Source organism: Rosistilla ulvae (genome assembly GCF_007741475.1).
Classification (GTDB): Bacteria; Planctomycetota; Planctomycetia; order Pirellulales; family Pirellulaceae; genus Rosistilla; species Rosistilla ulvae.
Map to the genome: position 1 here is coordinate 3,191,684 of NZ_CP036261.1, position 13,634 is coordinate 3,205,317.

The window sequence follows — 13,634 nt, forward strand, 5'->3', positions numbered from 1 at the left end:
CCGGTTTGTCGGAGCGTTCGCTCTGCTAGCACAACTCCAGGCATGATCTCTTCGGTCGGGGGCAATGTCGAACGCGATCGACCTGCACTCCATCTCGCCTTCGCTTGGCATCCAGTGCGGCATTCCGATGTCGCACTCATATCGCGGCCGCGGAGCCGCAGGCCAAGTTGCCAGTGCGGCAATTCTATCCTTTCAAGATTAGCGTTCCTCTTATGCTTCAAAGTATGACCGGCCAGGGCCAAGCTCAATCGACGGGCGAATTGGGAACCGTCAGTGTCGAGTTGCGAACGGTCAATAACCGCGGCCTAAAGCTGGCTGCCCGGTTGGGGGACCAATTCAGCCGACTGGAGCCGCGGGTCGACGCGGTCGTTCGCAAGCATTTGACGCGTGGAACCGTCAATCTAAATGTTCGCTGGCAACGCGCCGGTTTGGCGTCGGCCTATAGCATCAACGCTGCAGCGCTCACCGCTTATTATCGCAGCCTGTCGGAACTGCAAGCGAATCTGGAGCACGCCGCTCCGATCGACCTTAGCCAATTGGCCGGATTGCCGGGGGTGATTCAGGAGTGCGATGACCAGGCGGTCGACCAAGATTCGCTGTGGGGACTTCTGGAACCGGTCCTCGTCTCCGCGCTGGAAAACCTGAACCAGATGCGAGCGGCTGAAGGGGCTTCGATGTTGAAGAGCCTGCAAGCGGATCACGCCGAGATCGCCAAACATCTGGAATCGATCTGCCTGTTGGCACCGCGGATCGTCGATAACTATCGCGACCGCTTGGAATCGCGGATCGTCGAATTGCTGAGTTCTCGCGGGCTGGAAATTGCCCAAGTCGATGTGCTGAAGGAACTTCAGGTGTTCGCCGACCGTACCGATATCAGCGAAGAGATCACACGGCTTCAAAGCCATTTGCAGATATTTAACGAGACCGTGGCCAGCGAACAAGCGAGCGGGCGGCGCTTGGATTTTGTGATTCAAGAGATGTTTCGCGAGACGAACACGATCGGCTCGAAGGCCAACGACGCGGAGATTGCGCTGCATGTGGTCGACATGAAGTGTGCGATCGAACGGATGCGGGAACTGATACAGAATATCGAATAGGGGACGAGGTGCTCGACGCCTTGGGAGTGGTTCGCGATAGCGTTTTCCCGGGCCGTTGGGCTGCGTTCGCGTAAGGGGCCTGCGAGGCAAGAAGCATGAAAACAAATACTGAAGGGCGTTTAGTCATCATTTCCGGCCCCAGCGGGGCGGGAAAATCAACGGTCGTCCGCTCGTTGATCCAAGAGTGTCCGCTGCCATTGGTGTTGAGCGTCTCGGCGACCACGCGTCCGCCGCGCCCCGATGAACGCGATGGACGGGAGTATTATTTCCTCTCGTCCCAGCAATTCGAAGAACTCCGCCGAGATGGCCAGTTTTTGGAATGCGAGGAGGTTTTTGGACGCGGGCATTGGTACGGCACACTCCGCCCGCAAGTGACCACTGGCCTGAAACAGGGACAATGGGTTATCCTAGAGATCGATGTCCAGGGGGCGATGCGCGTTCTCGAGGACAAAGATCTGCAACCGATCACGATCTTTTTGCATCCCGGCGGGATCGAGGAATTGGAACAACGGCTACGTGCCCGGGGCACCGAGACCGAAGAAGCGATCACGCGTCGATTGGAAGTTTCCGTAGGCGAGTTGGCATTGATGCACCGCTATCGACACGAAGTGATCAACGACACGGTGGAACGTGCGACATCTGAAATCTGTGAAATACTGAAATCCTACCAGGAGCGAAACGCATGCTCGAAGAGCTGAAAGAAGAAGAGATCGTCAACAAGGTGGGCGGTCGATTTAAGCTGTCTACACTGATTCAGAAGCGATTGGTGCAATTGAACCAAGGTAGTCGCGCGTTGGTCAATGTTGGCACCCACGACCGAATGCAAATCGTTTTGCAGGAAATCGTTCAGGACAAGATCTATCTGAACACGTCCAACGAAGTGCAAACCGTCGACGATATGAATATCGTTCCCGAAGGTCCTGATTTGGACGTTGGCGATCTTTAATCGCTAGCCAGCAGGCTTTCTTTCCGGGGTGTTCTGCCCCGCAACGCGTTCCAACGCGACGGGGTTGCCAAGCAACAACTCGACGAATCGCCAACAAGTGTTGGCGATTCGTTTCGGATGCGGCCGTTGATTTTACGGCCGCGTCGATCGCGCTATGCGATCGCTTCTTCGATTGAATTATCGCACCGGTTCGAAGATCACCGCGCGCGGCCGGTTGGCTGATCGATAGGCTGGACGCCCGGTGGGTTCCCGGCGGAATTGGGCACTGTCTAGCAGGTGGGTGTCGGGCGGTACCAACAGATCTTCGTCGTTCACGTCGAAGGGGGATGGCTTGGCCGCTGGAGCTTTCGGTAGAGGCCGCGCTTCGGTAGCTGGTTTAGGTGCGGCGGGACGTTGCGATTCCGATTGCGGTTCGCTGGCCGGTTTTTGCGGAACCGAGGGGACTACCATCGGGCTTCGCTGGAAATCGGGGACGGTTGTACTGGGACCCTTCAGATCCTGCGGTGTGATGTCCGATGGCGAATCGGGTTCATTGCGTCGCAGGCTGGGGATTTTGGGCTGAGGGAGCGATTCTTCGCTGCCACGTTGGGGAGCCGACAATTGTGGCGGATCGACGGCTGGCAATTCTTCAATTTCCGGTGGCTCTTGGACCTGCGTCCGTTTTTTTGATTCCGGTTGTGGCTTCGTTCGCTGCTCGGTCGCTTTGGGAGTGAATTTCCGTTCCGGCTTGGCCTGCGGTTCGTAGTATTCGCTTGGGATGCCGACTTCCGACGGCGATACGTAGACCGGCTCCGGAGCTGCGAGGGATGGTTCTTGTGTCGGTGCGTGGGAACCTTCGTAAGGTGCTGGGCTGTGCATCATCTCGCCATAACCTTGCACTTCCATGCCATGGTGCCCCGCCGGTGCATACATCATCGGTGCCGAGGATCCGCCACATTTGCAAACGCCGTTGCATTTCGCGCACGCGTGGTAGCCCGGGCCATAGCAGACGCCGTACTTTCGGGCGGCGGCATTCCACACTTTGACGATCGGGTTCTTGCTGGCCAGCTCTTTTGCTTGCAGGTCGACGGCTAGGCCGTGGATCGTCAAACATGCGATCGATGCGTAAGTGAATGCAGCTCTCATAACCCGGTCCTTCAGGCGCAGATGATACGGATGTCACAATCAGTCATCGGCATCGTTACCCATCAAAACGAAAGCTGCTGGTCAAACCGGAGCAGGATTCTTGGCCAGACCGACGAAGCTGGGTAGACCGCAACGATTACGAGATGTTTACGCCGGCTTGATTGCCGAAAGCAATCCACAGTGGACTCCCGTCGCCACGACCGGCTGGGGCCTCAAACCCGCCGCTTCTAACCAGTTCCGATACTCGGCGGCGCTGTAGGCCCGACCTTCGGTGAACGAGAACAGCGACGCCGAATAGAGCGCTACTGGCAGAGGCCCGTCGAGGGTGTCGTTGAGGAAGACGTCGTGAATCATCAACTGGCCGCCGGGGGATAAGGCCTTGGCGCAGCGATCGATCAACGCTTCGCATTCTGGTAGATCCCAGTCGTGGAGAATATTTGACAGCAGGATCGCGTCGGCCGCTTCGGGCAGCGGGGCGGCGAACATGTCGCCGCTGACAAGTTCGCATCGGTCCATCACTCCATAATGCTGCCCCATCTCTTCGGCAACCTTCAGAACTTCGGGCCGATCGAACAAGATCCCCTGCAGGTTTGGATTCTTTTGCAGCAGTGCGTAGGTGTAGATCCCCGTTCCGCCGCCGACGTCCAACAACCGCCGAGCCTTGCTCAGATCGGCGACCTCCGCAAGCAAGGGGGCTACGTTTTTGGCTCGTCCCGAAAGGGCCAGCGTGAAGTGCCGAGCGGTGTCAGCTGCTTCCATGGCCGATGCGATTCCGTCGCGATAGATAAATGCAGCGCCGCCACCATCGCTTGCATCCGAACCGAGCGGTCGATTCGATTTCAGCAACTCAACCATTTGCAGAACCGATGGATTTTGCGCCGCTAGCCCCAGGTAGTCGCCGCAATCAAAAGCGCCTCCTGGGACCAAGTGCTCGCGAGCCAAATCGGTTAGCTGCAGCCGCTCGGCGTCGATTTGCAGCATTCCCATCGACCGCAATGCGGTGACCAAAACGTTGGCCGGTCGGATTTGGATCGATAGCCGCTGGGCCAGTTCTTCCAGTGAACATGGGGCCCGGTCCAGGCTGCCAAACAAATCGAAATGCGCGACTGCAGCGGTCAGTAGTTCCGAACCGTGGTTGCCGCGAAAGTGTTCAAAAATCGGAGTGGGGTCGGTTTGCGGTTTTACCAAAGCGTTACGCGTCACGATGCGGATTCCTGGTGCGAGACGGTTGGGCGACGCGTCGATCCGCCGCCGAGAGGGCGTGTCGGCAGGTGCCGACACCAGCCAATTTGTAGCTGACAAAAATTGCGAGAGCAATTCACCGAACAAGCCATAAGCTGCGTCGGTCCCGCGCACGCGTTATTTGGAGGCCTGCAACGTTTCCGAAGGCAGTTCGCCAAATTGCGTTCGATAGGCCTGGGCAAACTCGCCCAGATGCCAGAACCCCCATCGGCACGCTTCGGCTGATACCGTCGTCGTTTGCGCGGTCGCTTGATTGAGCGCGGCGTGGACTTGATGCAAGCGACAGCGCGTCAGGTATTGCATCGGCGAGAGCCCAAGCACACGTTGAAACGCGTATTGCAACGTCCGCTCGCTGACGCTAGCGTGCTCACACAGATCGATCAACCGGACCGTGATTCCAGGGTTGCCGATGATGTAGTCTTCCAATTGGTTCACCAATCGATGCGCTTTGGCGATCTGTGGCTGCGGTTTTTCATCTTCGGAGATCGCCAGCGATTGCAGCGGCCTGAGCATCAATGTGGTTAATTCGTCGATGATTGCCGCCCGATACTCGGCATGCTGAACGCACTCGTCGTTGTTGCTGGCGGCATCCAACAACGCATCGACACACAACTGAACTCGGGCGGCGATCGCATCGTCGGCGATCAAACCTGTCTTGTTTTCCGCGGGCAGGCAGAGCGTTTGCCCGGTCAGAGTGCGGTAATAGTCTTCGACATATTGCGACGAAATGAAGGTCGCGGTGCAGCGAAAGCCTTGCTGTTTGACACACGCATCAAAATCTAAATCGGGCGGCAGGACAACTAACCGATCGCGTTGGATCCGGACGTGCGCGAAATCACCCTCGTGAGAGTCGTCGAACATCACAGCGGCGTATCGCGACGTGGCCCCACGACCGCGTGCGGCCACCGCTTGATTGACCGACATCCGAAGCACTTGCAGGCACCCCAAGTCGACGATCTGTTGCGTGCTGGAAAAACGTCCCGGTGTCAGCTGGACAATATCGATCGCCGAACCAAATGCCGAACTGTCCCAGTCCGCGATATCCGAGATGATCTGTTGGCGAAAGACGGAGGATCCGTTCATGGTTGTTAGCGTCCTCTCTTAGCTTTTGAGGTCGATGAGGGGCGCAGATGAGTCGCATTACACCGTCATTCTACACCTTCTTGTCATGGCACACTTGCGAATCGACCACGGTTCGACGCTAGCCCAGGGCAATGATCTATCCATGCTTGCCTGTTATTTAACGAAAGTAATCCCCATTTGGACCCGCAATCGCCAGGAAAAGTCATCCGTCGATTGTTGACCTAGGGCAAAGCGGATTCCGCGACGCGAGTGTACCTGCCGGACGTCGCTCAACGCAGCGTTCACCTTGCATACGCTCTCAGCCATTCCGCCGCTGCGGACGCTCTAACAGGAAGCCCACTCAATCGGCGGATTCGATCGCCAGCCAGTTGATCGCCGTGTTCGTTGACACCGACGGCTTGCCTAGTTCGACCGAGAGCCGCCCGTCGCGGACCTCGACGACCTTGGTCCGCTCGGCAAACATCCCCGCCACCGTCGACAGGTCCTTGGCGAAACGAACGCCTTCGACGACGACGTTCTGACCGGGCTGGTCGTGTCCCGAGTCGCCAACGCAGACCGTCACCGAATACTTTCCGTCGGGAAGCGTGCACTCCCAAACGTCGCGGCCGCGAGTGAACAGGAACGTGTCGCGTGGGCCTTCCATCGCGTGGCGTCGGCGATGGTTGGAACGCAGATCGCGGCCCCAGCCGTAGCCGCGAGCGTCATCAAACAGGTCGCCGTGATCATCCGACCAACCCTTCGCCTGCGAACCGCCGGGACCGCGGAAGTCGATCAAGCGGCGATCGCCAGCGTTTCCGCTGGTCAGTTCCACCGCTGGGACTCCGTCGCTGTCGGGCCCAAGCTTCGGTCGCTCGATCTCGAACACAATCGGCTCGTTAGGCGTGAACAACAGCGAATCATCGCGGTCGACGATGCCATCCCCATCGGCGTCGCGAGCGTCGACGCGGTGGAAAGCGAATCGCGCCCAATCCTGCTGCTGAATCTGATCCCAAAACTGTCGACAGATCTCACCGCGAGTGACCTCGGTTTCGACAGACGGTTCGTATTCGTAACCGCGGTCGCTAAGCGATGCCAGCCACGCCTCGGTGGCGGGAGAGTCGGGGGCGAAGTCGACTTCGCGAGGATCGATCGGCAACAGTCCGAGCGCCGCTAGGCGATTGATCGCGACAAACGCGGCGTGGCTCGGATCGAGGTCGCGGAAGGGCCAGATCAACAGCGGTACTCCTGCAGCGCCGGCATCACACAATTCGTGGCGAACCGATTCGAGTAACGCTCGGTCGTAGGGGATCGCTCGCGGATCGATCCCCTCCCGCAGCGCGACCACCGCCACAGCGCCGCTCGCTTGACCGATGTGGATCCGTTGATCGTGCAACCGGATCGCCGCGCTGACGATGCTGCTGAAACCAACATTCCCTTGCGATCCGATCAGGCCGTCCAGCTCGGCCGGAATCAGGCTCCGCAACGGAAAGACCGATCGATCGCTCATGAAGTTCGTGTGGCGATTCGGCTTATGGAAATCGATCCACGGTCCTTCATTCCCTTCGGACTTCAAGTATGTTCGCCCGGTGCGGTGGAAGTCGTAGTGAAACTGCCAGGCGAACAGGCCATCGGGATACATCACATGGGCGAATCGCTCCTTGGCCCGGTTCTTCGTGACGCCATCGCGATTGCGGCCATCCTGTTCGCGCATCATGTACATCGCCTGCAATCGCAGCCCCTCGCGGATGTACGGTTTCGGTGGCAGCCGATCGGGCGTGCCGAATTCGTCGCTCAAGTGGAACCGGCGGAAGCTGTTCGTTTTGTCGGTGGCTCGCTGATCGACGAAGTTCTGCAAGTGATACAGCACGCCCAACGCATGTTGTTTCGCATCGTCAAAGATGATCTGGCGCTGACCACGATTCATCGTCACGATGTTCTGCGTCGATGCTCCTTCGGCGGTCGATTCCAACGCCTTCACGACCGGTGCCGGCAAGCGTTCCAACGGATAGTCCTGGCCGTTCATGTAGTTCAACAGAATCGATGTCTTCCCATCGCGGCTTGTCGTTCCGTCGACGATTCGCCGGACCGTGTAGACGCTCAATTGACGCGGCGATTGTTTTCCCGCATCGGGCCAGTGCGGGATCGCTCCCAGCCCCGGATTCGCTTGGTCCCACTGCAGATCGTCAAACTCTTGTCGACTGAAATGTGTAGCCCGCGGGTAATTGCGATCGTCGAATCGCGGCGGTCGACCGATCGGCGTCTCCCCCTCCGATTCGGCGACGATCATCGCCCAGGTGATCGGATTCATCTCGTTTGCAGGATGGCTGCTCAGATCATCGGGAGCACTCGGTTCACCGAAACGGGACTTGGGATCGGGACCGCACAGAAAGCCAGCTCCCGCGACCTGGATCACCTCGCCCCAGTCGGAGGCATCGATCGTCAGCGGCGCTTCGACGGACAATCGCCCTTCGCCACCATCGGTCGCTGCAAACGTAACGCCATGCAGCCGGGAACCTCGCACGTCGGCAGCCACTGGATACAGGTTCCAGTGGACGCGGATCTGGCCGCTGTCGATGTAGGGAGCGATCATCTCGCGGAAGATCGCTTCGGCTTCGGCCGGCCGATAGGTCGACGGCCCGTGAAAGGGACGCCCCGGCATCGGCGAGCCATACTTTTGCGAGTTAAACGCTTCGATTCGGTCCATCAGCTCCTTAAAGAGCCCCGAACGATGGAACGATCGCTTCATCGGATGCCAGTCGACGCCCCAACCGACGCGGCCGACACCTTTATCTTCATCGACGCAGGCTAACGCCTGTTCGGTGAACTGGCCGCCGAACCAGCGACCATCGTGCACGATCGCGATCGATTCGACACCGCCGCGAGCGGCTTGAATCGCCGCGGCCCAGCCCGCTTCGGTCGCTCCCACGATCAACAGATCCGTGTTGACCGTGGCTGTCGACGCGGGGGCGGCGCCAGCGTTGGCAGGGCCCAGCAGGGCAAACAAAAGAAAAAACGCAGCGGTGCGAAAACGCAAGCTGCGTGAAAGCGAGAGGTTCAATGCAACGGCTCCGATGAAGGTTCGGTTGTCGAACCTTCACCTTTGGCGGTTGCATAATGGGCCACTATTCCACCCGAAGGGACGACAATCGCCCCATTCTACACTTCCAGGAACAGTCGTGCTGGATCTTCCAAAACGTCTTTGATAACACGCAGGAAGCTGACAGCTTCGCGGCCGTCGACAACGCGATGGTCGTAGGTCAACGCGACGTACATCATCGGACGGATCACGACTTGGCCGTTGACAGCAACGGGACGATCTTGGATCGAATGCAATCCCAAAATGCCGCTCTGCGGAGGATTAACGATCGGCGTCGACAGCAGCGATCCGTAGATCCCGCCGTTGCTGATCGTAAACGTTCCACCATCGAGATCTTGCGGGTTCAACCGATTGGATTGAGCGTCGTCAGCGAAATCGGAAATCGCGCGTTCGACGTCGGCAAACGACATGAACTCCACGTTTCGCAGGATCGGCACAACAAGTCCTTTACCGCCACCGATCGCGATTCCGATGTCATAATAATGGCGATAGACGATGTTGTTGCCACGAATCTCCGAATTGACAGCGGGGAAGCGGCGGAGCGCTTCGACAGCCGCTTTGGCGAAGAACGACATAAAGCCCAGCTTGACGCCGTGCTTCTTCTGGAACGCGTCCTTGTATTTGGATCGCAATTCCTTGACAGGTTCCATGTCGATTTCGTTGAACGTGGTCAACAGTGCCGCGTTGTGTTGGGCTTCGACCAAGCGTGCGGCGATCGTGCGACGCAACATGCTCAGCGGCTTCACTTCTTCGGCGCGATGTTCGCCCGACGTCATCAACGACGTCCGCGGACGATCTTCGGTCTTCTTAACCGCTGCGGGAGCCGGTTGCTTCGGCGCGGCGGCTGGAACTTTGGAGATCGTCGCGCCGGAGATGTGGTCGACGACGTCTTCCTTCAACAGGCGTCCGCCAGGTCCGGTCGCTTTGATATCGGCCGGGTTGAGGTTGTGTTCGGCGATCAATCGGGCTGCCGCTGGCATCACGCGTGCGTCGTCGCCGGCTTCTTCAGCCGGTGCCGCAGCGGCGGTCGATGCCGATCCGTTGGCCGATGGCGCTTCACCGGCTTCGATCTGAGCGATCACGTCGCCGACTTTGGCAAACTCATCCTGCTGCTTGGTGATGTTCCGCAGATAGCCGGCCGAGGGCGACGGGATTTGAACCGAAGCTTTTTCGGTTTCGATTTCGACCAGATCTTCGTCCGCTTCGACCCATTCGTCTTGTTGCTTCAGCCAACGGCCGATTTGAACTTCGCTGATCGATTCGCCGACGGTGGGTACTTTGACTTCAACCATGAGATGTTTAACTGTAGATAGCGGCAGGAAAATGTGCGAGTAATGGGAACTCCGCACCGCGCCAATCCGACACGGCTTGGGAAGTCTCCAGGATACCGATCATCGAGCTTTTTGTCAGCCTGCCATTAGCCGTTGCCGTCGCGATCGTCAAGATCGTTGCAATCCGCTTCGCTGGCGTTGGGATCGATCGAAGCGGCCGTCGCGACTGACTTCCATTAACCGAAATCGCCGAAAACAAGGAAATCATTGGTGATCGCATGTCCCGGGGCTCGGAGACCGCAAAAATGAAGTTTGTCCTTAAACTCATCGTCGTATCTGTGATTGCGATAGTCGCGTTGGTCAAATTCTACGAGATCGAAGGGATCGACGGGCTGCACTTCAAGCGACGCGAATCGAGCGCCGGCGTGGTCGCGGATCTCCGCGCGATGTTCACGTCGGCGACCGCCGAACCGGGCAGCGGTTTCTCCGCGCCAGGAGCTCCGGCGCTGCCGACTCTTCCCGGCGTTGGGGTACAGACGGTTTCCAGCCGACAAGGGCCCGCAGGCACCATCCGCCTGGGGACCTTCAACCTGCGGGAATTCAGTCGCGATAAGCTCAACGATCCCAAGACGATGGACTTTATCGTGCGGTTGCTGCAGCAAATCGATCTGATCGCGGTTCAGGAAGTCGATGCCGATCGCCGCGAACTGTTCCCCCGAATCGTCGAACATCTGAATCGCGACGGCCGGACTTACGATTTCATCGCAGGCCCGCAAGTTGGACCAGACGGATATCAACAACTGCTCGGGTTTGTCTTCGATCGCCAACGAGTCGAAGCCGACCTCAAGCAAACCTATACAATTACCGACCCAGCGAATCAGATCGCCTACGAACCGCTGGTCGGATGGTTCCGCACCGTCGGCGTCGATCCACAAGATGCTTGGACCTTCTCGATGGCCAACGTCTACGTCGATCCCGACAATCCGCAGAAGGAACTTGAACTGCTGACGTCGCTGTTCCATTCGATCCAGAACGACGGTCGCGGCGAGGACGATGTGATTCTGGCCGGCTGCTTTTTTGCCGGCGATCACGAACTGGCCGGATTTGCATCTGCCGATATTCGCTTCGCCCTGGAAGGCACGCCCTCGGACATCCACGCCCAACGCCAAACGGCAAACCTGTTGTTCAACCGCAATCATACGACGGAATTCCTCGGCGATTCGGGGGCTATCGATTTCCTGCGGCAATACAACCTGACGATCGCTGAAGCCGAAGCGATCAGCGATCATCTGCCGGTCTGGGCCGAATTCCAGATCCGCGAAGCGGTGCAGTTCTAATCACACGCGTCTGTCTGCAAAAATATGCATCTCGGCTGCGGCTGGCGTATGATGACGCTGCGCAAACACAAACTACATCCAACAGTGCCAGGCTCTCATGTCGCAATCTGAATCGTCTGAAGAAAAACGACCGTGCTGGCCACGCGCCGGGCGAACGCGACCCGATGTCGTTGTCGTCGGTGCGTTGGATCGACCAAGCGTCGCGTCGGAACTGAATCGCCTGCGTTCGTTGATCGCCGATCGAGCGGAGATAGCGGCGGTCGACCTCGATTTCAGCTACGACTTTGAAAACACCGACCATGATCTCGTGATCGTGTTAGGCGGTGACGGATCGATCCTGCAAACAGCGCGGCAGATGGGCGAGAACCAGCTGCCGATCTTGGGCGTCAATTGTGGACACCTCGGTTTCCTTGCCGCGCTCACTCCCGACGCCTTCCTCGATATCTGGGGGACCGTTGCCAATGGCGATTGCGAACTCGTCGACCATTTGATGTTGAGAGCTTCGATCATCCGCGACGGCGAAGAGATCGCCATCCAGTTGGGATTAAACGAAGCGGCGATTCTCGGCGGGCCGCCTTATCGAATCCTCAGCATCGACCTTTCGGTCGACCAAGTTCATGCAACCAGCTACAGCTGTGACGGGTTGATCATCAGCACGCCGATCGGTTCGACAGCCCACAACCTTTCGGCGGGCGGGCCGATCTTGCGGAAGAATCTGCAAGCGTTTGTCATCTCGCCGATCAGCCCCCATACGCTGACGCACCGCTCGGTTGTCGATACCGCCGACCGAACGTTTGATCTTTCGGTCGCCAACCCCAACGATTCGACGAGCCTTGTGGTCGATGGCCGCGTCGTCGATGTGATCCAACCGGGCGACCGCGTTCGCGTGCAGCGATCGCCCTACAGTTTCCAAATGGTTGCCGTGCCCGGGCAAAACGATTATCGAACACTCCGCGAAAAGCTGGGTTGGAGCGGCAATACGATCAGCAAAAACTGATCCTTCGCAAGCTGTCGCTCAAGCGATGATCTTCTTCATCACGTTGCCATGGACGTCGGTTAGGCGGAAGTCGCGACCGGCGTAACGGTAGGTAAGCCGCGTGTGATCGAGCCCCATCAGGTGCAGGATCGTGGCGTGCCAATCGTGGATGTGGCACGGATCGGTGACCGCCGCGTAGCCGTGTTCGTCGGTTTCGCCATAGCTGAAGCCAGGCTTCACGCCGCCTCCCGCCATCCAGGTCGTGTAACCTTTGTTGTTATGATCGCGGCCGTCGCCGTTTTGAGCCGCCGGCGTCCGCCCGAACTCGCCTCCCCAGATCACTAACGTGTCCTTTAGGAGATCGCGCTGCTTGAGGTCGGCCAGCAGACCGGCGATCGGTTGATCGATCTCACCGCACCGCTGCGGCAGATCGGTCGAAAGGTTTTGGTGATGGTCCCAGCCCCCTTTGGTCACCTCGATAAATCGTACGCCTGATTCGGCCAGTCGCCGCGCCATCAGGCACTGCTTGCCAAACGCCGCCGTGTCGCCGCGATCGGCTCCGTACATCGCCAGCGTCTCCGCCGTCTCGCCGCTGATATCCATCGCGTCGGGCATCGCGTCTTGCATTCGAAACGCTAGCTCAAACGATTCGATAGCCCCTTCGATTCCCGGCGCGTGTCCGGCGCGATCCAACTTGTCGCGATTGAGCGCTTGGATCAAATCGAGCTGCGTCCGCTGTTGGTTCGTCGAAAGTCGGGTGTTGCGAATATCGGGAATCGTATCGCCAACGGAGCCGCGTTGGCCTCCGGCGCCACCGATTCGCGAAGCTCGGCCGATGCCGGTCCCTCCGTAGATCGCCGGCAGGAATGCGCTGCCGATCAATTGAGCCGACCCGGCGGGCGGACTTATCGAAACGAAACCGGGCAGGCTGTCGTTTTCCGTTCCCAATCCGTACAGCGTCCACGCCCCCAACGACGGCCGAACGAACTGAGCCGTCCCGGTGTGCATTTGAATTTGGGCTCCCGGATGAACCGGTTGGTCGCAGTTCATCGATCGGATCAGGCACAGGTCGTCGGCATGCCGCGCGACCTCGGGGAACAGATCGGAGATCCACAATCCGCTCTCCCCGCGTTGCCGGAACTCCCACTGACTCTTTAGCAACTGCCCGCCATAGCGTCCTTGCTTGCCGTGATCCTTGGCCAATTGAGGCTTGTAGTCGAACGTGTCGACATGCGACGGCGCACCGGTCATGCACAGAAAGATCACCCGTTTTGCAGTCGCTGGAAAATGAGGCGGCTTGGGCAGCAAGGGATTCGTCGACGCGGGAACTCCCGCATCGGCCGCCGCGGCGGCGCTGCTGAGCCCCGCGAAGGCGAGGTAGCCGAAGCCCGAAGAAACACTCTGCAACAGTTCGCGTCGCGACAAGGAATAGGTCATCGGTGAAGTCTCTTCAGTTCGAGGAAACGGATTTACGGCGGAGA

The 13,634-nt window shown here is 58.7% G+C and carries 11 protein-coding genes; 5 read left to right on the top strand and 6 right to left on the bottom strand.

From position 1 onward, the window contains the following. Nucleotides 1–212 precede the first annotated feature (212 nt). From EC9_RS11340 to EC9_RS11350, 3 genes are all read left to right on the top strand, one after another. The gene (locus EC9_RS11340) at nt 213–1,097 is read left to right on the top strand and encodes a YicC/YloC family endoribonuclease (protein ID WP_145345221.1); all 885 of its coding nucleotides are present in this window, start codon (nt 213–215) and stop codon (nt 1,095–1,097) included. Between the two features lie 95 nt (nt 1,098–1,192). Then, nucleotides 1,193–1,795 carry a guanylate kinase gene (gene gmk, locus EC9_RS11345; RefSeq protein WP_145345224.1) on the top strand — a complete coding sequence of 201 codons (603 nt, stop codon included), beginning with the start codon at nt 1,193–1,195 and terminating at the stop codon, nt 1,793–1,795. Then, nucleotides 1,780–2,043, top strand: a complete 264-nt coding sequence (locus tag EC9_RS11350) for a DNA-directed RNA polymerase subunit omega (protein WP_145345227.1) — start codon at nt 1,780–1,782, stop codon at nt 2,041–2,043. The genes gmk and EC9_RS11350 overlap by 16 nt, the downstream gene beginning before the upstream one ends. A gap of 177 nt (nt 2,044–2,220) precedes the next feature. Here EC9_RS11350 and EC9_RS11355 read toward each other — a convergent pair whose 3' ends face one another. The 5 genes from EC9_RS11355 to odhB all read right to left on the bottom strand — a co-directional run bounded on the left by EC9_RS11355 (nt 2,221) and on the right by odhB (nt 9,861). Further along, nucleotides 2,221–3,168 carry a hypothetical protein gene (locus EC9_RS11355; protein WP_145345230.1) on the bottom strand — a complete coding sequence of 316 codons (948 nt, stop codon included), beginning with the start codon at nt 3,166–3,168 and terminating at the stop codon, nt 2,221–2,223. A 147-nt stretch (nt 3,169–3,315) separates the two neighbouring features. Next, nucleotides 3,316–4,371: a methyltransferase gene (locus tag EC9_RS11360; RefSeq protein WP_145345233.1), complete on the bottom strand. Its 1,056-nt coding sequence runs from the start codon at nt 4,369–4,371 to the stop codon at nt 3,316–3,318. 156 nt (nt 4,372–4,527) lie between these two features. Beyond that, the gene (locus tag EC9_RS11365; RefSeq protein WP_145345235.1) at nt 4,528–5,493 is read right to left on the bottom strand and encodes a helix-turn-helix domain-containing protein; all 966 of its coding nucleotides are present in this window, start codon (nt 5,491–5,493) and stop codon (nt 4,528–4,530) included. Nucleotides 5,494–5,833: 340 nt separating this feature from the next. After that, the gene (locus tag EC9_RS11370; protein WP_218934737.1) at nt 5,834–8,530 is read right to left on the bottom strand and encodes an FAD-dependent oxidoreductase; all 2,697 of its coding nucleotides are present in this window, start codon (nt 8,528–8,530) and stop codon (nt 5,834–5,836) included. A gap of 98 nt (nt 8,531–8,628) precedes the next feature. Beyond that, on the bottom strand, nt 8,629–9,861 hold the full coding sequence (gene odhB / locus EC9_RS11375; RefSeq protein WP_145345241.1) for a 2-oxoglutarate dehydrogenase complex dihydrolipoyllysine-residue succinyltransferase: 1,233 nt from the start codon (nt 9,859–9,861) through the stop codon (nt 8,629–8,631). Nucleotides 9,862–10,145: 284 nt separating this feature from the next. Here odhB and EC9_RS11380 point away from each other — a divergent pair, with 284 nt between their 5' ends. Further along, nucleotides 10,146–11,177, top strand: a complete 1,032-nt coding sequence (locus EC9_RS11380) for an endonuclease/exonuclease/phosphatase family protein (RefSeq protein ID WP_145345244.1) — start codon at nt 10,146–10,148, stop codon at nt 11,175–11,177. Nucleotides 11,178–11,274: 97 nt separating this feature from the next. Beyond that, nucleotides 11,275–12,174, top strand: coding sequence for an NAD(+)/NADH kinase (locus EC9_RS11385; protein ID WP_145345247.1), 900 nt, complete (start codon nt 11,275–11,277; stop codon nt 12,172–12,174). An 18-nt stretch (nt 12,175–12,192) separates the two neighbouring features. Here the strand turns inward: EC9_RS11385 and EC9_RS11390 are convergent, their stop codons facing one another. Further along, nucleotides 12,193–13,590 carry a DUF1501 domain-containing protein gene (locus tag EC9_RS11390; protein WP_145345251.1) on the bottom strand — a complete coding sequence of 466 codons (1,398 nt, stop codon included), beginning with the start codon at nt 13,588–13,590 and terminating at the stop codon, nt 12,193–12,195. Nucleotides 13,591–13,634: the final 44 nt, after the last annotated feature.

What these genes read in the sequence shown, in the direction of transcription:
- EC9_RS11355 (WP_145345230.1), bottom strand. Translation starts at nt 3,168, where the DNA reads ATGAGAGCTGCATTCACTTACGCATCGATCGCATGTTTGACGATCCAC.
- odhB (WP_145345241.1), bottom strand. Translation starts at nt 9,861, where the DNA reads ATGGTTGAAGTCAAAGTACCCACCGTCGGCGAATCGATCAGCGAAGTT.
- EC9_RS11365 (WP_145345235.1), bottom strand. Translation starts at nt 5,493, where the DNA reads ATGAACGGATCCTCCGTCTTTCGCCAACAGATCATCTCGGATATCGCG.
- EC9_RS11350 (WP_145345227.1), top strand. Translation starts at nt 1,780, where the DNA reads ATGCTCGAAGAGCTGAAAGAAGAAGAGATCGTCAACAAGGTGGGCGGT.
- EC9_RS11340 (WP_145345221.1), top strand. Translation starts at nt 213, where the DNA reads ATGCTTCAAAGTATGACCGGCCAGGGCCAAGCTCAATCGACGGGCGAA.
- EC9_RS11380 (WP_145345244.1), top strand. Translation starts at nt 10,146, where the DNA reads ATGAAGTTTGTCCTTAAACTCATCGTCGTATCTGTGATTGCGATAGTC.
- EC9_RS11385 (WP_145345247.1), top strand. Translation starts at nt 11,275, where the DNA reads ATGTCGCAATCTGAATCGTCTGAAGAAAAACGACCGTGCTGGCCACGC.
- gmk (WP_145345224.1), top strand. Translation starts at nt 1,193, where the DNA reads ATGAAAACAAATACTGAAGGGCGTTTAGTCATCATTTCCGGCCCCAGC.
- EC9_RS11390 (WP_145345251.1), bottom strand. Translation starts at nt 13,590, where the DNA reads ATGACCTATTCCTTGTCGCGACGCGAACTGTTGCAGAGTGTTTCTTCG.